The 24134-nt window shown below is 63.0% G+C and carries 20 protein-coding genes and 1 riboswitch; of the genes, 10 read left to right on the top strand and 10 right to left on the bottom strand.

Annotation, left to right across the window (positions count from 1 at the left end; translation table 11 throughout):
• The first annotated feature begins 88 nt into the window (after positions 1-88).
• A complete protein-coding gene (locus NKI46_RS07725) occupies positions 89-970 on the top strand; it encodes a DMT family transporter (protein ID WP_023729857.1) in 882 nt (293 codons plus the stop codon).
• A 7-nt stretch (positions 971-977) separates the two neighbouring features.
• Here the strand turns inward: NKI46_RS07725 and NKI46_RS07720 are convergent, their stop codons facing one another.
• The 4 genes from NKI46_RS07720 to NKI46_RS07705 all read right to left on the bottom strand — a co-directional run bounded on the left by NKI46_RS07720 (position 978) and on the right by NKI46_RS07705 (position 8303).
• Positions 978-1781: a potassium channel family protein gene (locus tag NKI46_RS07720; protein WP_023688306.1), complete on the bottom strand. Its 804-nt coding sequence runs from the start codon at positions 1779-1781 to the stop codon at positions 978-980.
• Between the two features lie 153 nt (positions 1782-1934).
• Positions 1935-2333 (bottom strand): nuclear transport factor 2 family protein, encoded by a 399-nt coding sequence (locus NKI46_RS07715; protein WP_023667583.1) that lies wholly within the window; start codon positions 2331-2333, stop codon positions 1935-1937.
• A gap of 169 nt (positions 2334-2502) precedes the next feature.
• A complete protein-coding gene (gene dnaE, locus NKI46_RS07710; protein ID WP_352745620.1) occupies positions 2503-6030 on the bottom strand; it encodes a DNA polymerase III subunit alpha in 3528 nt (1175 codons plus the stop codon).
• A 260-nt stretch (positions 6031-6290) separates the two neighbouring features.
• Entirely contained in the window at positions 6291-8303 is a 2013-nt protein-coding gene (locus NKI46_RS07705) for an acetyl-CoA carboxylase biotin carboxylase subunit (protein ID WP_352745617.1), read from the bottom strand.
• A gap of 237 nt (positions 8304-8540) precedes the next feature.
• On the opposite strand from NKI46_RS07705, the gene NKI46_RS07700 reads away from it, so the two are divergent.
• From NKI46_RS07700 to NKI46_RS07675, 6 genes are all read left to right on the top strand, one after another.
• Positions 8541-9668 carry an S-(hydroxymethyl)glutathione dehydrogenase/class III alcohol dehydrogenase gene (locus NKI46_RS07700; RefSeq protein ID WP_023681583.1) on the top strand — a complete coding sequence of 376 codons (1128 nt, stop codon included), beginning with the start codon at positions 8541-8543 and terminating at the stop codon, positions 9666-9668.
• Between the two features lie 122 nt (positions 9669-9790).
• Positions 9791-10360, top strand: a complete 570-nt coding sequence (gene gfa, locus NKI46_RS07695; RefSeq protein ID WP_023710637.1) for an S-(hydroxymethyl)glutathione synthase — start codon at positions 9791-9793, stop codon at positions 10358-10360.
• Between the two features lie 64 nt (positions 10361-10424).
• Complete coding sequence (locus NKI46_RS07690) at positions 10425-10898, top strand: YaiI/YqxD family protein (protein ID WP_023695438.1); 474 nt, start codon at positions 10425-10427, stop codon at positions 10896-10898.
• Positions 10899-10919: 21 nt separating this feature from the next.
• Entirely contained in the window at positions 10920-11612 is a 693-nt protein-coding gene (locus tag NKI46_RS07685; RefSeq protein WP_023688301.1) for a DUF1345 domain-containing protein, read from the top strand.
• Between the two features lie 136 nt (positions 11613-11748).
• On the top strand, positions 11749-12624 hold the full coding sequence (locus NKI46_RS07680; RefSeq protein ID WP_352745614.1) for a cytochrome b/b6 domain-containing protein: 876 nt from the start codon (positions 11749-11751) through the stop codon (positions 12622-12624).
• Between the two features lies 1 nt (position 12625).
• Positions 12626-13417, top strand: a complete 792-nt coding sequence (locus NKI46_RS07675) for a molybdopterin-binding protein (RefSeq protein ID WP_023681588.1) — start codon at positions 12626-12628, stop codon at positions 13415-13417.
• Between the two features lie 151 nt (positions 13418-13568).
• On the opposite strand, the gene NKI46_RS07670 is transcribed toward NKI46_RS07675, so the two are convergent.
• Positions 13569-14570: a hypothetical protein gene (locus NKI46_RS07670; protein WP_352745611.1), complete on the bottom strand. Its 1002-nt coding sequence runs from the start codon at positions 14568-14570 to the stop codon at positions 13569-13571.
• 199 nt (positions 14571-14769) lie between these two features.
• Positions 14770-14856, top strand: a riboswitch (glycine riboswitch).
• 149 nt (positions 14857-15005) lie between these two features.
• On the opposite strand from NKI46_RS07670, the gene gcvT reads away from it, so the two are divergent.
• The 3 genes from gcvT to gcvP are packed head-to-tail and all read left to right on the top strand — an operon-like array spanning position 15006 to position 19308.
• On the top strand, positions 15006-16106 hold the full coding sequence (gcvT, locus tag NKI46_RS07665) for a glycine cleavage system aminomethyltransferase GcvT (protein WP_352650287.1): 1101 nt from the start codon (positions 15006-15008) through the stop codon (positions 16104-16106).
• Between the two features lie 5 nt (positions 16107-16111).
• The gene (gcvH, locus tag NKI46_RS07660; RefSeq protein WP_023681591.1) at positions 16112-16480 is read left to right on the top strand and encodes a glycine cleavage system protein GcvH; all 369 of its coding nucleotides are present in this window, start codon (positions 16112-16114) and stop codon (positions 16478-16480) included.
• Positions 16481-16497: 17 nt separating this feature from the next.
• A complete protein-coding gene (gene gcvP / locus NKI46_RS07655; RefSeq protein ID WP_352745608.1) occupies positions 16498-19308 on the top strand; it encodes an aminomethyl-transferring glycine dehydrogenase in 2811 nt (936 codons plus the stop codon).
• 12 nt (positions 19309-19320) lie between these two features.
• On the opposite strand, the gene NKI46_RS07650 is transcribed toward gcvP, so the two are convergent.
• The 5 genes from NKI46_RS07650 to NKI46_RS07630 form a co-directional block, all read right to left on the bottom strand.
• On the bottom strand, positions 19321-20490 hold the full coding sequence (locus tag NKI46_RS07650; protein WP_352745605.1) for a GGDEF domain-containing protein: 1170 nt from the start codon (positions 20488-20490) through the stop codon (positions 19321-19323).
• Positions 20491-20632: 142 nt separating this feature from the next.
• On the bottom strand, positions 20633-21103 hold the full coding sequence (locus NKI46_RS07645) for a hypothetical protein (RefSeq protein WP_023681594.1): 471 nt from the start codon (positions 21101-21103) through the stop codon (positions 20633-20635).
• 132 nt (positions 21104-21235) lie between these two features.
• A complete protein-coding gene (locus tag NKI46_RS07640) occupies positions 21236-22066 on the bottom strand; it encodes a PA3715 family protein (RefSeq protein WP_031193122.1) in 831 nt (276 codons plus the stop codon).
• 131 nt (positions 22067-22197) lie between these two features.
• Positions 22198-23163: a type II secretion system F family protein gene (locus NKI46_RS07635; RefSeq protein ID WP_023681595.1), complete on the bottom strand. Its 966-nt coding sequence runs from the start codon at positions 23161-23163 to the stop codon at positions 22198-22200.
• 1 nt (position 23164) lies between these two features.
• Positions 23165-24130: a type II secretion system F family protein gene (locus tag NKI46_RS07630; RefSeq protein WP_352745602.1), complete on the bottom strand. Its 966-nt coding sequence runs from the start codon at positions 24128-24130 to the stop codon at positions 23165-23167.
• Between the last annotated feature and the right edge of the window lie 4 nt (positions 24131-24134).

The following is a 24134-nucleotide window of genomic DNA, read 5'->3' as shown; positions in this document are numbered from 1 at the left end:
CAGCATGGCTGTTTTGCAACGGGTCTGGCCCAGTCGAATGCGTCGCCTAACGGTTGCGATAGAAGTCCCGGCTTGCGACATAGCGCCTATGGCACCTTCCCCATCGATCCCCAAAGCCGCGTTCTGGATGGCGCTGTCGATCGCCTCGTTCCTGGCGATGTCGGTCGCCGGCCGCGCCACGACCGCGGAGCTCAACGTGTTCCAGGTGCTGGAACTGCGCTCGGTGATCGGCTTTTTCATCCTGCTGCCGCTGGTGATTGTGAGCGGCGGCTTTGCGGCGATGCGCACGCAGCGCCCCGTCGCCCATCTCGCCCGCAATGTCATCCACTATACCGGCCAGGCGGCATGGCTTTACGCATTGACACTGATCCCGCTGGCCGTGCTGATTTCGATCGAATTCACGACGCCGATCTGGACGGCCCTGCTGGCGGTGGCCTTCCTCGGCGAAAGGCTCTCCCGACCCAAGCTGGCGGCGATCGCGCTGGGGCTGATCGGCGTGGTGATCATCGTGCGGCCCGGCGTTGGCGCCGTCGATCCGGGGCACCTGATCGTGCTCGGCGCCGCTGTCTGCTTCGGCATTTCGGTGGTCATGGTCAAGTCGCTGACACGCACCGACAGCGTCGTGCGCATCATCTTCTGGATGCTGATCATCCAGTCGGTGGTCGGCCTGATCCCGGCGCTTTATGAATGGCGCAACCCACCGCTCGAACTCTGGCCATGGATCCTGCTGATTGCCTTCACCGGCATGTCGTCGCATTTCTGCATGGCGCGTGCCCTCACCTATGCCGACGCTACGGTGGTTTCACCGATGGATTTCCTGCGCGTGCCACTGTCGGCGCTGATCGGCTGGCTGCTCTACAGCGAACAGATCGACATCTTTACAGCCGGCGGCGCCCTGCTGATCCTGATGGGCAACCTGCTCAACCTGCAGCGCAAGGCGCCAAAGCCGGCCGAGGTCGCGGCCTCGTAGCGGTCGGTCAATTCCCCTCATCCGGTATGTTGAGGAGATGCCCGCAGGCCTTGCAGTGCACGGCGTCCGGCTCATGCCGTTGCAGTCCGCACTGCGGACAGGGAAAGAACACCTTGGCGGGTCGAAAAATCGCGGTCGCCAGTCTGACGAACAGCGAGATGCCGATGATCATGGTGGCGATCGCGGTCAGCTTGCCGGCGATCCCCGGCAGCACGATGTCGCCGAAACCGGTCGTCGTCACCGTGGCGACGGTGAAATAAAGCGCATCAATGTAGTTTTCGAGGCCGGCGCCGGTGCGGAAGAAGAAGGTGTAGACGAAGCCGGTGATGACGAACAGGAACGTCAACAGGTTGATGACCGCGTGGCTCGCCTCGCGCCAAGGCCTTAAGCCACGCATCTCGAAATGCCGCCACAGCGACCCGCTGCGCGACAGCGACCACAGCCGCAGGATGCGCAGGAACGCCAGATTTGCCAGCGCCGTCGGCATCAGCAGCGTCAAAAGGATGAAGACATCGACCCAGGATGTCGGCTGTTTCATCAGCCGCAACATGTCGTTGGAGGCTAACAGTCGGGCAATCAGGTCGGCGGCGACCAGCGCCGCGACGGTATAGTCGAGCCACAGGAATGACGGCTTGTCCTGGAGCACCGGCGTGGCAACGAAGAAGGCGATGATGGCGAGGTCGATGATGACCGCCACCAGTTGAAACCGGAACGCCGCCGGCGTGCGTCCGTGATAGAGCTTGCGCAGCCTGTCACGCAGCCGCGCGATGGCAGAGCTTTGCTGCGATCCGTCCTTCTCGGCTGCTTTCATCACCAAGTGCGTAACGGTCCCAGGCGGGGCCGTCTAGAGCATGATCCCAAAAAGTGGGTGCCGGTTTTTGGAAAAGATCCCGTTCCAACAAAGGGTTAGATCATGATGAGATTTCAACCGAATCTCATCATGATCTAGTGGGCCCGGTGATCGTCAGCCCTCCACCACCTTGCCGTCCGGCCCGACGAGGCGCCAGGCCGAGGCGGTGTCGTAGACGAACCGCTCCTCCGCAATCCGGTCACCACGCCAGCGCTGCAGGGCCACCTCTTCCAGCCGGCGCACGGTGCCGGCCTTGTCGACACGGTCGAAGGTCCAGCGGATGGCGACATTGTCGCCATCGACCAGGAATGTCTGGACAGGATGGGTGTGCATCTTCTCGATCCGGTCGAGTGCTGCCTGCTCATGCGCCATCAGTGTTTCCTTGCCGCGCCGCGGGACGCCGAGATTTTCCTGCATGGTGGCATCGTCATGGTAGAAGTCGGCGATCGCTTTGACGTGGCTGCCTTCGACCACCTCCTTGAGGAAGGCTTCGACGCGTTCGCGGCTGGGCATGATTGTGCGTTCCTGTGAAGTTTCTGCTCAACGCATGTGGTTCAAAGGAAGGTCAGGTCAACCACGCCCCGCACGCTGGCCCTATCGGCTGCAATGTCAGGCCCAGAGCATCTTTAGGCCGTGATGCACTGGCCGACGTCGATGCGATTGCCGTGTATATCAGCGCAGCCTAGACGAGCTCGACTTCGACCACACCCGGCACCGCGCGCATGGCCGACGCGATCTGCGGCGAGATGCGGTAGCGATTGGGCAATTCGATCTCGATCTCACCTTGCCCGGCTTCCTTGATCAGCACGAAGCTGACCTGGCCCTCGCCCTTTACCGCCAGTTGGCCGGCCAGCATGCCGATCGGAGCCGCATCGCGCACGAAGATGCGCAGCGCCTTCTGGATACGGCTGGCCTCATCCTCCAGCGACTGCACCGTCTGGATGCGCAGATTGACCCCTTCGGGCCTATCCTCGGCCGAAACGGTGATCACCACCGAACGTCCGGGCTCGAGCAGATCGCGATACTGCGCCAACCCTTCCGAAAACAGCACGGCTTCATATTGGCCAGATGTGTCGGAAAAGGCGATGACGCCCATCTTGTTGCCGGTTCGGGTCTTGCGCTCCTGCTTGGTGGTGACGGTGCCGGCGAGCCGGCCCGCGGCGGCACCGCGTTTGACCGCAGCCGAGAACTCGCCCCAGTTCTGCACGCGCATCTTCTGCAGGGCCGCCTTGTACTCGTCGAGCGGATGCGCCGAAAGATAGAAGCCGACGACCTGGAATTCACGGTGCAGCCGGTCGGCGGCAAGCCACGGATCGGTCTGCGGTAAATTGAGCGCCTGCTGCTGCGCGCCGAGCGACGCGCCGAAAATGTCGTGCTGGCCCGAAATGGCATTCTGCTGCGCCAGCGAAGCCAGCCCCATCATCCGTTCGACGCCGGCCATCATCTGGGCGCGGTCGTGGCCGAAGCAGTCGAGCGCGCCGGCCATGATCAGGCTTTCGAAGACGCGCTTGCCGACGATCTTGGGATCGACCCTTTCACAGAAATCGGCGAGATTCTTGAACGGCTTTTCGCCGCGCATGGCGACGATGTGCTCGACCGCAGCGTCGCCGACGCCCTTGAGGGCCGCCAGCGAATAGTAAATGCGGTTCTCGCCGACCTCGAAATTGCGGAAGCTGGTCATCACCGACGGCGCCACCACCTCGATGCCGAGACGCAGCGCATCCTGGCGGAAATCGGCGAGTTTGTCGGTATTGCCCATGTCGAGCGTCATCGACGCCGCCAGGAACTCGACGGGGTAATGCGCCTTGAGATAGGCGGTCTGGTAGGACACGACGGCGTAGGCGGCCGCGTGCGATTTGTTGAAGCCGTAGTCGGCGAACTTGGCCAGAAGGTCGAAGATGAAGTCGGCCTGCGGCTTGCCGACGCCGCGTTCGACCGCACCGGTGACGAAGCGCTCGCGCTGCTTGTCCATTTCGGCGCGGATCTTCTTGCCCATCGCGCGACGCAGCAGATCGGCTTCGCCGAGCGAATAGCCCGACAGTTCCTGCGCGATCTGCATCACCTGTTCCTGGTAGACGATGACGCCTTGCGTCTCCTTCACCAGATGGTCGATCTTGGGATGGATCGATGCCATCTCCTCTTCGCCATGCTTTCTGGCGTTGTAGGTCGGGATGTTCTCCATCGGGCCGGGACGGTAGAGCGCCACCAGCGCGATGATGTCCTCGATGCAGTCGGGCCGCATGCCGATCAGCGCCTTGCGCATGCCGGCACTTTCCACCTGGAACACACCGACCACTTCGCCGCGCGACAGCATGGCGTAGGTTTCAGGATCGTCGAGCGGGATCGTCGCCAGGTCGATCTCGATGCCGCGCCGGCGGATCAGCTTCACCGCCGTCTCCAGCACCGTCAGCGTCTTCAGGCCGAGGAAGTCGAATTTTACCAGCCCGGCCTGCTCGACATATTTCATGTTGAACTGGGTGACCGGCATGTCGGAGCGCGGATCGCGGTACATCGGCACCAGTTCCGACAAGGGCCGGTCGCCGATCACGATGCCGGCGGCGTGCGTCGAAGCGTGGCGGTAGAGCCCTTCCAGCTTTTGAGCCATATCGAGCAGCGTCTGCACGATCGGCTCCTTCTCGGCCTCCTCGGCAAAGCGCGGCTCGTTGGCGATGGCATCCGCCAGCTTGACCGGATTGGCCGGGTTCTGCGGCACCATCTTGGAGAGCTTGTCGACTTGGCCGTAAGGCATTTGCAGCACGCGGCCGACGTCGCGCAGCACCGCGCGCGCCTGCAGCGTACCGAAGGTGATGATTTGTCCCACCTGGTCGCGGCCATATTTCTGCTGGACGTAGCGGATGACCTCTTCGCGCCGATCCTGGCAGAAGTCGATGTCGAAGTCGGGCATCGACACGCGGTCCGGATTGAGGAAGCGCTCGAACAGCAGCGAGAAGCGCAGCGGATCGATATCGGTGATGGTGGTGGAATAAGCGACCAGCGATCCGGCGCCCGAACCACGGCCCGGCCCGACCGGAATGCCTTGCGCCTTCGCCCATTTGATGAAGTCGGCCACGATCAGGAAGTAACCGGGAAATTTCATCTTCTCGATGATGGAGAGCTCGAAATCGAGCCGCTCGCGGTATTGTTCGACCGTGTAGCCGGCGGTGGGTCCATGCGCCGCCAGCCGGGCCTCCAGCCCCTCATGCGCCTGCCGGCGTAGCTCATCGGCCTCCGCTTTCAGCGCCACCTCATTGTCGGCGACATCGCCGCCGGTAAAGCGTGGCAGGATCGGATTGCGGGTCTTGGGATAATAGGAACAGCGCAGCGCGATCTCGACGGTGTTGTCGATCGCTTCCGGCAGGTCGGCGAACAGCCGCGCCATATCCGCCTGGCTGCGCAGGAAATTGTCCGAAGTCAGCCGGCGACGGTTGTCGGCGGCAACCACCGAACCCTCGGCAATGGCGATCAGAGCATCATGCGCGTCATAGTCGTCGCGGGCGGCGAAGAACGCCTCATTCGTGGCGACCAGCGGCAGATCATGGATATAGGCAAGGTCGACCGATGATTTCTCGATAGCGCGGTCATAACCGGAAACACGGTCCAGCTCGACATAGAGCCGGTCGCCGAACAGCGCCTTGAGTGCCAGCAGCCGCGTCTCGGCAAGATCTCGGCGATCCTCCTTCAGCGCCCGGCCGATCGGGCCGCGCGGCCCGCCGCTGAGGCAGATCAGGCCATCGCTATGGCCTTCCAGCATTGCTGACGTCAGATGCACGGGCTCGCCCGGCGGCGTCTCCAGATAGACCTGGCTGACCAGCCTGACGAGGTTGCTGTAGCCGGCCTCGGTGGCGGCGAGCAGCACCACGGCGTGCATCTCCGGACCATGGCGGCGGCGGTCGCGCTGCGCGTCGCTGGTCTCGCCGGAAAAGGCGAGATCGATCTGGCAACCGATAATCGGCTGGATGCCTTCCTTCACCGCCTTCTGGGCAAATTCCAGCGCGCCGAACAGATTGTTTGTGTCGGTGACTGCGATTGCCGGGCACTCGTCCTTGACTGCATGACCGACAACGGCGGCGACCTGCAAGGCGCCCTCGAGCAGCGAATACGCCGAATGCACGCGCAGATGGATGAACGGCCGCGCCGGCGCCTCCGGGCGCGCAGCAGCGAGCGCTGCTTCGCGCCTCAGGGGATCGCGTGGAAGTTTGTCATCCGCCATGATGTTTCAAATTGCTCGAAGGGCTTTGAGTCGATGGAGATGTATTGTCCCGGACCGGGCGATGCCAGTCCAGCACAAATGACCACCGACCACAGGCTTCCGTACCCAGCCGCACGGCTCAGAGATTGTTCGAAATTCGCTCTGGCGAGTCATATGATGGTGGTTTCGAGAACCGGAGCGCAGCGGCCATTGGTCCGTGAGCACGGGAAGCGCAGAAACCACCTTCAGATGGCCGCCGGAGTAGAATTTCCAAACAATCTCTAGGCGAACTCCATGATCACCGCATCGACAGCCAGGCTGTCACCCGGCTTGGCGTTGAGCTTCGACACGACAAGATCGCGGTCGGCGCGCAGCACGTTTTCCATCTTCATCGCCTCGACCACGGCCAGCGTCTCGCCGGCCTTGACCTCCTGCCCCTCGGCAACCGCGATCGACACGACCAGGCCCGGCATTGGGCAAAGCAGCATCTTGGACGTGTCCGGCGCCACCTTCTCCGGCATCAGCCTTTCCAGCTCCGCCGTGCGCGGCAGCATGGCGCGCGCCGTCACCGACATGCCTTTCCAGGCAATGCGCAGGCCGTTCGGCTCCGGCCTGATCTGCGCCGTGACCTTGCGGGCACCGACAGTGCCGCGCCAGATGAGGTCGCCCGGCCGCCAGTCGGACGCCACCGTCAGCGCTTTGCCGCCATCGACCGACAGATCGATTTCCATCGGAATGGAGATCATGCCCTCGATGATCGAAGCCTGGAGATAGTCGTCGCCGAGCTTCACCACCCAATCGCGCTTGAGTGCGCCCGAATGCGGCGCCAGCCGCCCGCCCAGCCGGTCGAGCCGGTCGCGGCGCAGAAGCTCGACCGCGGTGGCGATCGCCGCCAGCACTGCCTTTTCATCGCCATTGGGCACGATCGGCGCGAAGCCGTCAGGATATTCCTCGGCGATGAAGCCCGTCGATATCCGCCCCTCGCGCCAGCGCGGATGCTGCATCAGCGCCGCCAGGAACGGGATGTTGTGCTCGATGCCGTCGACGATGAAACTGTCCAGCGCTTCCGACATGGCATCGATGGCCTCGATACGCGTGGGCGCCCAGGTGCAGAGCTTTGCCACCATCGGGTCATAGAACATCGAAATCCCGGAGCCTTCGGTGACGCCGGTGTCGTTGCGGATGACGACATCGCCGAACGTGCCCTCCTCCGGCGGCCGGTAGCGCGTCAACCGGCCGATCGAGGGCAGGAAATTGCGATAGGGATCCTCGGCATAGAGCCGGCTTTCCACCGCCCAGCCGTTCAGCTTGACGTCGCTCTGCTCGATCGCCAGCTTCTCGCCGGCGGCGACACGGATCATCTGCTCGACCAGGTCGATGCCGGTAACAAGCTCCGTCACCGGATGCTCGACCTGCAATCGTGTATTCATTTCAAGGAAATAGAAGTTCTTTTCAGCATCGACGATGAACTCGACGGTGCCGGCGCTCTGGTAGTCGACCGCCTTGGCCAGCGCCACGGCCTGCTCGCCCATGGCCTTGCGCGTCCTGGCATCGAGGAATGGCGACGGCGCCTCTTCCGCAACCTTCTGGTTCCGGCGCTGGATCGAGCATTCGCGCTCGCCGAGATAGAGGGCGGTGCCATGCGCGTCGGCCAGCACCTGGATTTCGATATGACGCGGATCGACGACGAACTTTTCGATGAAGACGCGGTCGTCGCCGAACGAGCTTTTCGCCTCCGAGCGCGCCCGGTCGAAGCCGTCGCGCACTTCCGACTGGCTCCAGGCAATGCGCATGCCTTTTCCGCCACCGCCGGCTGAGGCCTTGATCATCACGGGATAGCCGATCTCGCCGGCGATCTTTTCGGCATGGTCGGCATTTTCGATGACACCAAGCCAGCCGGGAACCGTCGACACCTCAGCGGCCTTGGCGAACTTCTTCGATTCGATCTTGTCGCCCATCGCCTTGATAGCCTTGGGTTTCGGACCGATGAAGACAATGCCCTCAGCCTCAAGCGCTTCGCAGAAGGCGGCCCGCTCCGACAGAAAACCGTAGCCGGGATGCACGGCCTGCGCGCCCGTCTCCTTGCAGGCAGCGATGATCTTTTCAGGCAGAAGATAGCTTTGCGCGGCAGGCGATGGCCCGATATGCACGGCTTCGTCGGCCATTTCGACGTGCACGGCGTCGCGATCGGCGTCGGAATAGACCGCTACGGTGGCAATCCCCATCCTGCGCGCCGTCTTGATGACGCGGCAAGCAATCTCGCCGCGATTGGCGATCAGGATTTTCGTGAACATCGAAGGCGTTTCCTCGGTCTTTCGTCCTTCTTATGGGCTTCGGCAGCCGGGCTCAAGCACCGCCGGCAGCGCACCCATCAAGACACTCCCTGCCCGCCAGGCCCCTGCCGAGGGGCGAAGGTTGGGCTCGCCGACGACTGGGCCAAGATTTGCGCCATATTTGGTCGCCAAATCGGGTTGAAACAGTATAAAAACCCTGAAAGCCTGAAGACCAATCGCCTTGGGAGGAATTGCCTAATGAAAACCCGCGCCGCTGTCGCTGTCGCCGCCGGAAAGCCGTTGGAAATCATGGAGGTCGACCTCGACGGACCGCGCGAAGGCGAGGTGCTGGTCGAGATCAAGGCGACCGGCATCTGCCACACCGACGAGTTCACCCTGTCGGGCGCCGATCCCGAAGGCCTGTTTCCGGCAATCCTCGGCCATGAAGGCGCTGGCGTTGTCGTCGATGTCGGCAAGGGCGTCACCTCGGTCAAGAAGGGCGACCACGTCATCCCGCTCTACACGCCGGAATGCCGGCAGTGCCCATCCTGCCTGTCGCGCAAGACCAATTTGTGCACCGCCATCCGCGCCACGCAGGGCCAAGGCTTGATGCCCGATGGCTCCTCGCGCTTCTCGATCGGCAAGGACAAGATCTTCCACTATATGGGCTGCTCGACCTTCTCCAATTTCACCGTTTTGCCCGAGATCGCCGTCGCCAAGGTCAACCCGGACGCGCCCTTCGACAAAATCTGCTACATTGGTTGCGGCGTCACCACCGGCATCGGCGCGGTCATCAACACCGCGAAGGTCGAGCAAGGCGCGACTGCTGTCGTCTTTGGTCTCGGTGGCATCGGCCTCAACGTCATCCAGGGCCTGAAGCTCGCCGGCGCTGACATGATCATCGGTGTCGACCTCAACAACGACAAGAAGGCATGGGGCGAGCGCTTCGGCATGACGCATTTCGTCAATCCGAAGGAGATCGACGGCGACATCGTTCCTCACCTCGTCAACTTGACCAAGCGCGGCGCCGACCAGATCGGCGGCGCCGACTACACATTCGACTGCACCGGCAACACCAAGGTGATGCGCCAGGCGCTGGAAGCCTCGCATCGCGGCTGGGGCAAGTCGGTCGTCATCGGCGTGGCCGGCGCCGGCCAGGAGATTTCGACCCGGCCGTTCCAGCTGGTCACCGGCCGCACCTGGATGGGCACCGCCTTCGGCGGCGCACGCGGCCGCACCGACGTGCCGAAAATCGTCGACTGGTACATGGACGGCAAGATCCAGATCGACCCGATGATCACCCATTTGCTGAAGCTTGAGGACATCAACAAGGGTTTTGATCTCATGCATGAGGGCAAGTCGATCAGGAGCGTCGTCGTTTACTAAGTGCGATCAGCAAAAGTGGCGCCCGGTTTTGCGTCCGATCGCACACCAAACGGAGGAAGAACAAGCCGCCGACCGAAGGGCCAGCGACTGAAGTTGCACAGGTTCAACAAGGGAGGAAGACAATGCCTGAGAAACTGCATCCCAAAATCGACAATGGCCTGCCGAAGGAAAGCGCAAGCTTTGCCGGCGGCACGCTGGTCTGCGCCTGCACCAGCAAGCCGGTGAAGGTGACGGTCAAGGGCCAGATCGCCCACAACCATGCCTGCGGCTGCACCAAATGCTGGAAGCCTGACGGCGCGGTGTTCTCGGTCGTGGCCGTAGCCGGCACCGGCGATGTCACAGTCACCGAAAACGGCGACAAGCTGAAAGTGGTCGACCCCTCGGCACTTATCCAGCGTCACGCCTGCACCGGCTGCGGTGTCCATATGCACGGACCGGTCGAGCGCGACCATCCGTTCAAGGGTCTGTCCTTCATCCATCCCGAGCGCTTCCAGGAAGACGGCTGGTCACCGCCGGGCTTCACCGCTTTCGTTTCGTCGATCATCGAATCCGGTGTCGACCCCAAGCGCATGGACGGCATCCGCGGCCAGTTGAAGTCGATGGGCCTCGAGCCCTATGACTGTCTCAACCCCGGCCTGATGGATTACATTGCCACCTGGACGGCGAAGAAGTCGGGCGCGCGGCCGGCCTGACAGTACGAGATTTCTGGCATGGGGCCGGGTAACATGCCGGCCCCATGTCCGTTTTGGAGAGATAATGCCGGCACCCGCCATCTACGTCGACGCCGACGCCTGCCCGGTGAAAGCCGAGGTCGAGAAGGTCGCCGAGCGCCATGGCGTGGTCGTCACCTACGTCTCCAATGGCGGGCTGCGTCCGTCGCGCGATCCGATGATTCGCAACGTCGTCGTCTCTAAAAGCGCCGATGCCGCTGACGACTGGATCGTCGAGAACGCAAAACCCAACGACATCGTGATCACCGCCGACATCCCGCTTGCCGCCCGCACCGTGGCGCTCGGCGCGCATGTGCTTGGGCCAACCGGCCGGCCGTTCACGCCGGAGACCATCGGCATGGCGGTTGCAATGCGCGATTTGAAGCAGCATCTGCGCGAAACCGGCGAGAGCAAGGGCTACAATGCCAGCTTTGCGCCACAGGATCGCTCGCGTTTCCTGGGTGAGCTCGACCGTATCTTGCGGCGGGCTCTGAAATCCGTCACACCCGACCAGACGTGAAGCATCATCCGAGGTCGGGCTATGGCCGACACATCGCCGAATAACCCCTTGCAGCGGCACAAGCAGTTCTTTGTGTCGCTAGCCGTCGGTCTGGTCGTATTTGCCGCGGTATTGCCTTTGATTGGATCGCTCCCCGTCTCCACGCGGCTTGCCTATTCGATCTCGATTGCCGCCGATTCCTTCTTCGTCGTCTTCATCGCGCTCGTCATCGCCAAGATGCCGCTGCTGTCCGGCCGCTATCTCAGCAAGAACGCGCGCGAACTGGACCTCCCAGTGCTGGGCATCTTTGCCATCACGCTCGGCATCGTCGCCATGGCCATTGTCCTGCTGTTCCTTTTGATCAATCACAAGGATCGCGACCCCATCGAACTCGGCTTCGCCATGCTGTCGATCCCGCTTGGCTGGTTCACCATCCATGCCATGGCCGCCCTCCACTATGCGCATGTCTACTGGATGGACGGCGACGCGATCGATGCCGAAACCAAGAAGAAGATACCGGTCGGCGGCCTCGATTTTCCCGGCAGCAAACGGCCGGACGGTTGGGACTTTCTCTATTTCGCGACGGTGATCGGCATGACCGCGCAGACCGCCGACACCGCGATCACGACCTCGCATATGCGCCGCGTGGTGCTTGTCCATTCGATCCTGTCGTTCTTCTTCAACGCCGTCATCGTCGCCGCCGTCGTCAATCTCGCGGTGAGCCTCGGCAATTGAGTATCCGTGCCCGCGATAAACCCGTGCCCGTAATAAAAACGTGACCGCATGAAACATCGCTTTCGATAGCGACGTATTGGGAGGACAAGGACGAGCGCGGCCATCCCAGGATCGCGCAGCCGGAGGCGAGGAAAAGATGGAAACCATTACCATGAGTCAGCCCGGCGCAGGCGTCGATGCCGCCTCAACGAAGGATGCGACGCTGATCTACCGGCAATCGCGCTGGACCCGCCTGACGCACTGGCTGTGGGCGATCTCGCTGTTCTTCTTGCTTTTGTCCGGCCTGCAGATCTTCAATGCCCGGCCGCAGCTCTACATCGGCAAGCAATCCGGCTTCGAGTACAACAACACCGTCTTTGCCATCGGCGCCGAAAACACCGCCACCGGCCCGCGCGGCTATACCGAAATCTTCGGCCATCGCTTCGACACCACAGGCGTGCTCGGCTGGTCGGGCCCGGCCGGTCAGCAAACGTCGCGTGCCTTCCCGTCCTGGGCGACAATCCCGTCCTATTACGATCTCGGCACCGCCCGCGTTGTGCATTTCTTCTTCGCCTGGATACTGACAACCACCTTGGTCGTCTGGCTGGTCGCCAGCCTGGTCAACGGCCATCTGCGCCGCGATCTGGCGCCGCGCCTTGACGATCTCAAGCGGCTGCCGCAGGACATCATCGAGCACGCCAAGCTCAGGTTCCACCACACACGCGAATACAACACGCTGCAGAAAATGGCCTATGGCGGCGTACTGTTCGTGCTGTTGCCACTCATGATCATCACCGGCCTTGCCATGTCGCCGAGCATGAACTCGGTGCTGCCCTGGCTCAACGAACTGCTCGGCGGAAGGCAGACGGCGCGCACCATCCATTTCACGGTGATGGTGCTGCTGGTCGGCTTTTTCATCGTCCATATGATGATGATCCTCGCCGCCGGCCCGATCAACGAACTGCGCTCGATCATCACCGGCTGGTACCGCACCGATCCGCCAAGGCATGGCGACACCGAGAGGAGTGCGTGAGATGGCCAAATTCCAGATCAGCCGCCGAAAGTTCCTGACGGGCGCCGGCCTCGGCGTTTCCGGCATCATGTTGTCGGGCTGCGATGCCTTCGACAGCCAGCTCGGCATGGGCGACGGCCTGCGCAGTTTCCTCGAAAACGCCAATGGCCTGACCTACCGCGCGCAACGCTGGCTTGCCGGCCGCGATGCTCTGGCGCCGGAATTCACCGAGGCCGACATCCGCCAGCCGCAGCGGCCGAACGGCGTCACCGCGCCCGACGATGACACCTACAAGGGCCTGCTCGCCAACAATTTCGCCGACTGGCGGCTGGAGGTAACGGGCCTGGTCGAAAAGCCGCTGTCGCTCAGCCGCGAGCAGTTGGAGAACATGCCGAGCCGCACGCAGATCACCCGCCACGACTGTGTCGAAGGCTGGAGCTGCATCGCCAAATGGACCGGCACCCCGCTGTCGCTGGTGCTCGACCAGGCTGTGGTCAAGCCGCAGGCCCGCTATGTCATGTTCCACTGCCTCGATACGATCGATCGCAGCCTCTCCGGGGAAATCAAATATTACGGCACCATCGACCTGATCGATGCCCGCCACCCGCAGACGATCCTCGCCTACGGCCTCAACGGCAAGCCGCTGCCGGTCGAAAACGGCGCGCCGCTGCGCGTGCGCGTCGAACGACAGCTCGGCTACAAGATGCCGAAGTATCTCTACAAGATCGAGCTCGTCGACAGTTTTGCCAATATCGGCGGCGGCCGCGGCGGCTATTGGGAAGACAATGGCTATGACTGGTATGGCGGGATTTGATGGCCTCGCATTCTGACCGAGCACGATCTGACTCCGACCGAACCGAGCTTGCCTGAGGAAGCCGGTTTCGAGCGCGTGGCCGAACTTGGCGATTGGCCTGAAGACACTCCAATATCGTCCTCTGCAAAACGGTCGCAGAAAACGGCGCGGCTTAAGCAACCTTGTCGAGCAGTGGCTTGAGCGCCGGATGTATCTCCGGCGAGGCGAGTTTGATCAGCGTCAGCAGCGCGCGTTCATTGTCACGCAGCGGGCGGTCGGTGCCGATGCGATCGGCCAGCCATTTCGCCTCGCTGGCGTCGATCGTCTCGGCGCGGCGCGCGAGTGCCTCGGCGGCACGGTTCTTCGACTCCCATTCGGCCTCGATATCGCCGGGCGAACGATAGGCTTCCATGATGCCGGCCAGTCCGCCCGACACCATGCGGCTGATGAAGCCACCAATTTCGGGCTCGGCCTGGTCCAAGAAACTGTCACGACGCAGCGCCACATCGCGCGTCGGCGCTTCGTAGCCGGCCGAACACATGACGAAATTGGCGAGCGCCTTGACGAACAGGTCGTTCCAGGACGGGTCGTTGTGGGCCGCTGCGGTCTGCTCGTTGATCTGGAACAGCACCTCGGCCTCAACCCGTGTGATGGCGATGTTGCCGTCGCCGCCATAGGCATGGAGAATGCGGCGCAACAGATCGACCTCTGCCTTGGCGACCAGCCCGGGAACCAGCGCGCCGCCGAGCATCAGTGGTCCCTTGCCGTCGACCACCGCGTTGGCGACCTGCTCGAGCGCATAGGCGGAGAGCCGGCCGGGCGATGATTTCGCCCTTTCCAGCACATGCACCAGCAGCTCCAGTTCGGTCACACGGTCGACCATTCCGTCGCGCGAGATGGTCTGGATCAGCCAACCGGCATTGTCTTCAGAGATATAGCCTGCCGGCTTTTCCTGGTGGACGATGTAGTCGGTAACGGCCTCGACGAAGAATTCAGGCCATTGCGGGCATTTGTCCGTCGCTGTCGCATCGAGCGCGAACAGTGCTTCAGCCTCGCCGCGCGTCACCACGCCGTCAGCGAACACTTCGCGACGCAGCATGACGACATCTTCCGCCGTGATGCGGTCCTTCGAGGCCAGCCCCGCCACCGGCGCGCTCCCGATCCGTTCGCCCATCTGTCAATCCCCATCCGCCGTGCCCAACGCAATTGCCGGCCAAACCGTCAGCCCAGAATATCGCCATTGTCTTGAAAAACCGGCAAACGGCGTGGTTAGCGAAGACTGTAAAGACGACGCGCTTTACGTGTCGCTGGCAGGTGACAAGGTGTCGCCGACAAGCTATGGATGGCGCGTCGAGGGCTTAAGTTTTGAGTCCTACCTGTTTGCGGGAGAGAGCAGCGCGAGCTGCCGCCGAAGGGGAAATCGCCCGAAATCTCTCAGGCAAAAGAACCGTAGACGGGAAAGACACTCTGGAAAGTCGGGGCTTGCCCCCGCGCCGAAGGTGTAAGCGTCGCCGACAGAGTTCCGGTTGCGCGAGTCTCTCAGGCTTCAGACAGAGGGGCACGGACTGGTCGCCAGCAGCGGCCGATTGCGTGCGACTCTGGAGATGACATGACGGGCGACGACACCAAACACCTTCCTCTCGAAGATCTGCACACCGCCGCCGGCGCACGCTTTGGCGCCTTTGCGGGCTGGTCTATGCCGCTGATCTATCCGGCCGGCGTGATGAAAGAGCACCTTCACACCCGCGAACATGCCGGCCTGTTCGACATTTCGCATATGAAGCTGTTCGCTGTCAGCGGACCGGGCGCTGCGGCACTGCTCAACCGCGCCAGTCCGCTCGATGCCGGCGCGCTTGAGATTTCACAGTCCAAATATACTTTCTTCCTCAACGAGGCCACCGGGATCATCGACGATCTGATCGTCACCCGGCTCGGCGCCGAGCGCTTCATGGTGGTCGCCAACGCCGGGAATGCGGTCGAGGACGAGAAGCATCTGCGTGCGCTGGCCGCGGACTTCGACGTCAAAGTCGATGCGCTCGACCGCGTCTTCCTGGCGATCCAGGGGCCGGAAGCCTGGGCTGCCTTGTCCCGCGCCGGCATCGAGACCGGCTCACTCTTGTTCATGCATGGCATCGAGCCTAAGCAAAACTGGTTCATGAGCCGCTCCGGCTACACCGGCGAGGACGGCTTCGAGATCGGCCTGCCGGAGGCGGATGCGCGCGCTCTGGTCACGAAACTGCTCGAGGACGAGCGTGTGTTGTGGATCGGCCTTGCTGCCCGCGACTCGCTGCGGTTGGAGGCCGGCCTGTGCCTGCACGGCCAGGACATCACGCCGGAGATCGATCCGGCGAGTGCCGGCCTGATGTGGGCGATCCCCAAAGATCTCCGCGCCGGCGGGTCCTTCATCGGCGCCGATGCGCTGCGGTCCATCCTGGAGCGCGGGCCGTCTCAAAAGCGCGTCGGCCTGAAGCCGGACGGCCGCCAGCCGGTGCGCGCCGGCGCTGCTTTGTTCGATGCCGACGGCGATCCGGCCGGCTACGTGACATCAGGCGGCTTCGGCCCGTCGGCCGGCCATCCCGTCGCCATGGGCTATGTGTCAACGGCCTTGGCCAAGCCGGGCACGAAACTGTTCGCCGACGTTCGCGGGACGAAAATCCCGGTCGATATCAGTTCCTTGCCCTTCACTCCTCATCGCTACCGCAAAGGATAATTCCGATGGCAAAAACCTATTTCACACAAGATCACGAATGGCTGAGCGTCGAGGGAGGCATCGCCACCGTCGGGATAACCGACTATGCGCAGGAACAGCTTGGCGATCTCGTCTTCGTCGAACTGCCTCAAATCGGCACCAAACTCAGTAAGGGCGACACCGCCGTGGTCGTCGAATCCGTCAAGGCGGCATCCGATGTTTATGCGCCGGTTGATGGCGAGATCACCGACGCCAACGGCGCGCTGTCCTCGGACCCGTCGCTGGTCAACTCCGCTGCGACCGGCGACGGCTGGCTGTGGAAGATGAAGCTCGCCGACGAAGGCCAACTCGCAGGCCTCATGAATGAGGCCGCCTACAAAGCCCATATCGGTTGACATCAGGACCTATTGCCATGAGCGCAGCACTTACCCCCTTCTCGGCCCGCCACATCGGTCCTGATGTAAACGACGTCAGAGCCATGCTTGCCGTGATCGGCGTTCCCTCCGTCGAGACGCTGATCAGCCAGGCCGTGCCGCAGTCGATCCGCCTCGATCTGCCGCTAGCCCTTCCCGCGCCGGCGAGCGAAGCCGAAGCGCTGGCCGAATTGGCTGCGACCATGGCAAAAAACAGGGTGCTGAAGAGCTTCATCGGCGCCGGCTATCACGGCGTCCATGTGCCGCCGGTCATCCAGCGCAACCTGTTCGAGAACCCGGCCTGGTACACCGCCTATACACCCTACCAGGCCGAGATCAGCCAGGGCCGCCTGGAAATGCTGTTCAACTTCCAGACCTTGGTCACCGAATTGACCGGCCTGCCGGTGGCTTCGGCCTCCCTGCTCGACGAAGCGACGGCGGTGGCCGAAGCGGTCGGCATCGCGCTGCGCCATCACCGCGACAAGCGCACCAAGGTGGCGCTGGCCGGCACGCCGCATCCGCAGACGCTGGACGTCGTGCGCACCCGCGCCGAGCCGCTCGGCATCGAGATCGATGGCGAGACCATCGACGACAACACCGCCGCCCTGCTGGTGTCCTGGCCGGACACGTTTGGCGTCTATGGCGACCACAAGGCGGCGATCGAGAAAGCTCGCGCCACCGGCGCCGTGGTCGTCTTCATCGCCGATCCGCTTGCGCTCACGCTGACCGAAGCGCCGGCCAGGCTTGGCGCCGACATCGCCGTCGGCCCGATGCAGCGCTTTGGCGTGCCGATGGGCTTTGGCGGCCCGCACGCCGCCTATTGCGCCGTCTCCGACAAGCTGACCCGGCTGATGCCCGGCCGCCTCGTCGGCCAGTCGATCGACAGCAAGGGCCGTCCCGGCTATCGCCTCGCCCTGCAGACGCGCGAACAGCATATCCGCCGCGACAAGGCGACCTCCAACATCTGCACCGCGCAGGCGCTGCTTGCCAACATGGCGACCGCATACGCGATCTGGCACGGGCCTACTGGTTTGCAGGCGATCGCAGCCCGAATTCATGAGCTCGCCAACGGCCTCGCAGCAGGCCTGAAAACCGCTGGTGTTTCCGTGCTCGGCTCAAGCCGTTTCGACACGGTGACGGCCGAAGTGAAGGGCAAGGCAGCTTCGATCGCCGCTGCCGCTGAAAAAGGTGGCCGGCTGCTGCGCGTCATCGATGCCGACCGCATCAGCATCGCCTTCGACGAAACCTCGACCGAGGCGGATCTCGAGGCTATCGCCGCGCTGTTCGGCGCCAAGTCCGGCGCTACTGAGGCCGGTGCGATGCCCGGCAAGCCGCGCGGCAAGGAGTTTCTGACCCAGCCGGTTTTCCGTGAAAACCACTCCGAGACCGACATGATGCGCCTGCTGCGCAGGCTAGCCGACAAGGATTTGGCGCTCGACCGCACCATGATCCCGCTGGGCTCCTGCACCATGAAGCTCAACGCGGCGGCCGAAATGATGCCGGTCAGCTGGCCTGTTGTCGCCAACCTCCATCCCTTCGCGCCGGCCAGCCATTCGGCCGGCTATCGCGCCATGGTCGGCGAGCTGGAAGGCTGGCTGGCGGAGATCACCGGCTTCGACGCCGTCAGCCTGCAGCCCAATGCCGGCAGCCAAGGCGAATATGCCGGCCTGCTCGCCATCCGCGCCTATCACCGTTCGCGCGGTGAAGGCCATCGCACCATCTGCCTGATCCCCCAGTCCGCGCATGGCACCAATCCGGCGAGTGCGGCGATGGCCGGCATGAGCGTCGTCGTCGTGCGTTGCCTGGAGGACGGCAATATCGACATGGACGATATGCGGGCCAAGGCCAACGAGCATTCGACGAATCTCGCAGCTCTGATGTTCACCTATCCCTCGACGCACGGCGTCTACGAGGAAGGCGCGCGCCACCTGTGCGCTCTCATCCACGAACATGGCGGCCAGGTCTATTTCGACGGCGCCAACCTTAACGCGCTGGTCGCGCTGGCGCGGCCCGCCGACATCGGCGCCGATGTCTGCCACATGAACCTGCACAAGACCTTCTGCATCCCGCATGGCGGCGGCGGTCCGGGCGTCGGTCCGATCGGCGTCAGGGCGCATCTGAAACCCTATCTGCCGGGTCATGTCACGGAGGGCTCGGCGCATGCCGTGTCCGCTGCCCCGTTCGGCAGCGCTTCCATCCTGCCGATCACCTGGATGTACATCCGCATGATGGGGGCCGCCGGCCTGAAGCAGGCGACGGAGACGGCGATCATCTCGGCCAATTATGTGGCGACGCGGCTCGCGCCGCACTTCCCGCTTCTCTACAAGGGCAGGCACGATCGCATCGCGCATGAATGCATCCTCGACACGCGCGTGCTCAAGGAGCGCGCCGGCATCAGCGTCGACGATATCGCCAAGCGGCTGATCGATTACGGTTTTCACGCGCCGACCATGTCGTTCCCAGTCGCCGGCACGCTGATGGTCGAGCCGACCGAATCCGAGCCCAAGCGCGAACTCGACCGGTTCTGCGAGGCGATGATCGCCATTGCCGGCGAGGCAGCGAAAGTGGCGAAGGGTGAATGGCCGCTCGAGGACAACCCGCTGGTCAATGCCCCGCACACGGCGGCCGAAACCCTTGCCGGCCAGTGGACCCACCCCTATTCGCGGCTGGAAGCGGCCTACCCCGCCGGCGATGTCGACAAAGCGGCCAAATACTGGCCGCCGGTCTCGCGCATCGACAATGTCGCCGGCGACCGCAACCTCGTCTGCTCCTGCCCGCCGCTGTCGGAATATCTCGGCGCCGCCGAATGACACTCTGGCCTGTCAGGCTGAACGCAAGGCCGGCCCATCGGCCTTGCTTACCTGGTTCAGCACAAGCACGCGGTTCCGCCCCGCGTGCTTGGCCGCGTAAAGCGCTTTGTCGGCCTCGGCCAGGACGTCCTCGAGGCTGCTGCCGTCTTCCTTGCCAAAGCCGATGCCGCCGCTGACGCTGCTGCGCAACGGCCCGCGCGGCGTCGGCACCACTTCCGTGCCGAAAGCGACGCCGATCTTGCTGGCGAGGTCATGGGCCTTGTCTTGCGGCATCCGCGACATGACCAGCGCGAACTCCTCGCCGCCCAGCCGAAAGGCGTCGACGCCAACCCGATCATATTTCTTGATGATTGCCGCGAAGCGGCACAGGACCCGGTCGCCGACCGGATGGCCGTAGACATCGTTGGTCCGTTTGAAATGATCGAGGTCGAACATGGCGATCGACATGAACGGACCGAAGACGCGCTCGCCATAGAGCGAGTTCAAGGCACGCCGGTTCATCAGCCCGGTCAACGGGTCGGTCAGAGTCTCGGCCTTCAGTTCGATCTGTGCCTGAAGATGATGCAGCGACAGCGTCAGCGCGCCGAGCGCCGTCATGCAGGCGACTGCCACGACCGAATTCAGCCGCTCGGCCCAATTGTCGGGTGCAACGCCGAGCACCCACTGGCCCTTGACCAGAAGCACAGCGCCGCAGAGCCCGAAGGATACGCCGCAGACGCCGCTTAGCGCCGAAACGACCAGCAGAATGCCGCGATCCTGACCGCCCTTGATCCAGAACATCACCCCGATCGAGGCGAGCAGCACTGTTACCGTCGTGTAGGTGAGGATGAAGCCGACACCATCGAAACCGAGATAGGTAACGCCGGCGCACACAGCCATCGCAAGCATGGCCGGCAGGACAGCGCGGCTGTAATTGCGCATACCAAGATATTGCATGGCCGAAAGTGAAAGCGCCAGGAAACCTAGGCTGAGCAGCGCCAGCGCCGCCTGGCAAAGCAAGGGACTGGGCTCCCTCGTGTAGCGCCAGAAGACGATGACGTGGGCGACAAGGACGAGAATGCCGCACGCCACCGTCAGCACGAAGCGTGCACGCGGCGCCGTGAACCAGATCACAAACATGGTGACGCTCAGGCATGTGCCCGACAGCGCAGCCGCCAGCAATAGCGAACTGAAATCCAGCATGGATGAGCGGCAACCTTTGGGATCCTCGATTTGTGGCGCATCATAGGCATGCAACCGGCCGGAGATACCGTTTTCGGCCGGTTTTCAAAGCAACCTGCCGACAGGGTTTACAAAGCGTCGACTGCCGTCCCCGCGAAGAGTCTCAGCCCTTGTTGAGCAGCGCCAGATTGGCGTTGATCACGCTCGGGTCGGCCATTCCGGCCCTTGCTTCCATGAGCAGCGCCCTCGCCTTCTTCTTGTTGCCGCGCAGCAGCTGCGAATAGCCCATATTGTTGACAATCTGCGGCTTGCGCCCGGCAACCTTCAAAAGCTGGTCGTAGGCGCGGTCGGCGAAGTCGAAGCGGCCGAGTTCGTCATAGGAGGCGGCAAGCCCCATCCATCCCTCGGCACTGTCGGCCTTCAGTTCCACGGCCTTGCGGAAATGCTGTTCGGCAAGGCCGTAATTGGCCTCGCGGAACTGCGCCTTGCCTTGCGCAAGGTCGGAGGTGCTGACGTCTTTTGCCACCGGTTGGATCGACGTGGTCTTGGTCTTATCGACGTTCTCAGTCGTACAGCCGCTGACCATCAAGACGGCCGCTAGCGCGGCCATTGCCGTGAAAATTCTGTGACGCATGCCCCTGGCCCCAATCGCCCGATTTACCGGGTCGTTCTTCAGGAGGCAGACTACAACAGGGCAATTAAACTTCAGTGCTGAAACGCCCCTAAAATTTGGTTTCGGGCACACCAGCCATTAACCAGCCGAGGGCTAGTCCGGCTCCATCGACTTGAGCCCCGCCGGAAACTGATAGCGGCTGCCGTCATAGCGCAGCCGGTAGGTTCGTTTCATGGACCTTCCGGGATGGGACTGGCACTCGCCATTCTTGTCGACAGACGGATTGTCGGTGTCCAACCGCTCGAACACTGTGATGTCGTGATAGCCGTGATGTCTCGCCGGGCTCATCGCCAGGCTGACCCGGCTGGATTGAAAGGATCCTGCGCAATTGGTGTCGCCTTCGCCGCCAAAGCCGGCCACGATGATGCCGTCGAGCACCAGGCGCAGATCACCGCCGTCAAGGGCATAGAGTCGCAGGTCGGTTTCGCTGAAGGGATTGGGCCGCGAATGGCTCGCCATTTGGATGCGCAGGCCAAAGCCGGTGACACCGGGCGCCAGGCCATAGCGGCCGGTATCGAATTCGACCTTGTTGATGGCGATGGCATCATCGGTCATCAGCCCGGGCTGGAGCAGGCGCTGGCGCACCTGCCGGGTCTTCCTGTCGACGACCAGAAGGTCGACATCGCCGACATGCCCGTCGTCGCTGGATTGGCTGCTGTCGATGAGCGGCACCGCGACCAGCAACAGATCGTCATGGGCAGGCCATATCTTGCAGACGAGGCCAAACGGCGTATCCGGGAGCGTCACGGCGATGCTGGTATGGGGTTCGAGCGTGAACGAGGCGCCGTCTGCGCTCTTTTGGGCCCTGGGATAGGCCTGTTGCACCAGGGCGGCAGCATCGCCGCAATCGTCGGCCGCGGCCGAGGCCGGCGACAGACTGGTGGCGGCCAGGCCGAGGAAAGCGGTGCACAAGACTATTCGCATGGACGGCTCACTCATTTTGCTTTGCGGATTTTGCCGAAGGAGAGCGACCGAACCGGCCGGGTTTCGACATCCAGATGAAGCGTAGTTGGAGTGAGTAACCGCAAGAAGCCGCCGGGCAATCCCCTAGGTATCTACTGAACCGCCGTCATTTTGACGATGATCGGGATGACGGCGATCATCAGCACCACCGGCAGGATGCACACCACCACCGGCACCGACATCTTGGCCGGCAAGGCATGTGCCTTCTCCTCGGCCAGCGACATGCGCTTGTGGCGCATTTCGTCGGAGAACACGCGCAGCGCCCCGGCAAGGCTGGTGCCGAGTTCCTTCGACTGCTGCAAAAGCGTGGCGAAGGAGCGCACCTCGTCCAAGCTGAGGCGGTCGGCGAGCGCCTTCAAGGCATCGTCGAGGCTGCGGCCGGCCCTGAGTTCCAGCGACACCAGCTGCAGGTTTTGGCTCAGCGACGGATAGGTCTTGGCCAGTTCCTTCGAGACCCGCTCGATGCCTGCCTCCATGCTCATGCCCGCATCGGAGCAGACGATCATCAAATCCATGAAGTCGGGAAAGCCGTTGCGGTATTCGCGCATCTTTTCCCGCACCTTCTGGCTGAGCACCAGGCCGGGCACGAAATAGCCGGCGGCTCCCGACAGGATGATGAAGGTCCAGCGGCTAGTCGCGGTGGAATCGGCGCTGCCCATCCAATGGTTGACCAGGAACGCGCCGATCGTTGCGCCCACCAGGCAGGCGAAGCGGATCAGGAAGAATGTGCCGATCGCGCGCGGCTCCATATAGCCCGCCTGGATCAGCTTCATACGCAACCGGGCGACATTTTCCGGATCGCTCTTGGCGTAGAATTCCTGCGCCCGCTTCACCGCCTTCTCGCGCACGACGCTCTGGTTCTTCTTCGGCGCCGCCTCGGCCTGTTGGGGAGTCTTGCTGTCGTCGATCTTGAGCCGGCGCTTGAGATCGTTGCGGTCGCCTTTGGCTACCACGAGCGGCCATGCCACCGCGCTGCCACCCAACACCAGCAGCAGCGCGGCTACCGGCATCAGCGACGTCGGCGCCAGCGATGCAAGAAACTGGATCATCTGCTCCATCTCAGAACCGGAAGTTCGACATCTTGAACATGATGATGTTGCCCAGCATCAGCCATGTCACGGAACCGCCCAGCAGATACCACGTCTTCGGTACATCCCAGACGCTCTGATAGAATTGCGGCATCATCACCATGATGGTGGCGAACAGCAGTGCCGGCACCGCCGTCAGGATATAGGCCGACATACGACCCTCAGTCGAAATGGCGCGCACCTTGCGGCGCAGCTTGCCGCGTTCGCGGATCGTCGTCGACAGCCCGTCGAGGATCTCGCGCAGATTGCCGCCCGAACTCGTCTGGATGGAAACCGCGGTGACGAACAGCGGCAGATCCTCCTGGCCGACGCGGTCGAACAGTGCATTCAGCGCAGAAACCAGGTCGGAACCATAAGTCACCTCGTCGGAGATAACGCCGAATTCGGTGCCGATCGGATCGGACATCTCGCGCGACACCATCGAGATCGCCACCGGAACCGGATGCCCGGCCTTCAAGCCGCGCGTGATCAATTCCAGCGCCTCCGGCAACTGCACGCCGAAACGCTTCACCCGCCGGGCACGCTTGGAACGCAGCACAATTACCGGCAGCAGCGCTGTCAGCACCACAAACAGCAAAATGGCGAGCAACAGCGGCAGCCCGTACCAGAGCGCGACGAGCATCATCGCCAGCGCCACGCCCGTCGTCATCGTCAGGAATTTCGGCAACGGCATCACCATGCCAGACTGCGTGCGCAGCGCGCGAAAACGGTCGGGCGAGAAGAATGACGTGCCGGAATCGAGGCCGCGTTCCTTGCGCAGCTGAATCAGCACCTGTTCCTGGCTGATCTTGTTTTCCTGCAGCCTCATGCGCCGGTTGATGGCCAGGCGCTTGTCGCTGCGGCCGGCATAGAGCAGATAGCAGCCTTCGGCGATCATGATGCCGGTCAGCGCTGCCGCGGCATAAACGACATAGATCGGGCTGAAATTCTCGAACACCCGG

The organism is Mesorhizobium sp. M0615, assembly GCF_040320805.1.
Taxonomy (GTDB): domain Bacteria; phylum Pseudomonadota; class Alphaproteobacteria; order Rhizobiales; family Rhizobiaceae; genus Mesorhizobium.
Note: the sequence above shows the minus strand (reverse complement) of the source record. Positions and strands in the feature narration are given on the sequence as shown.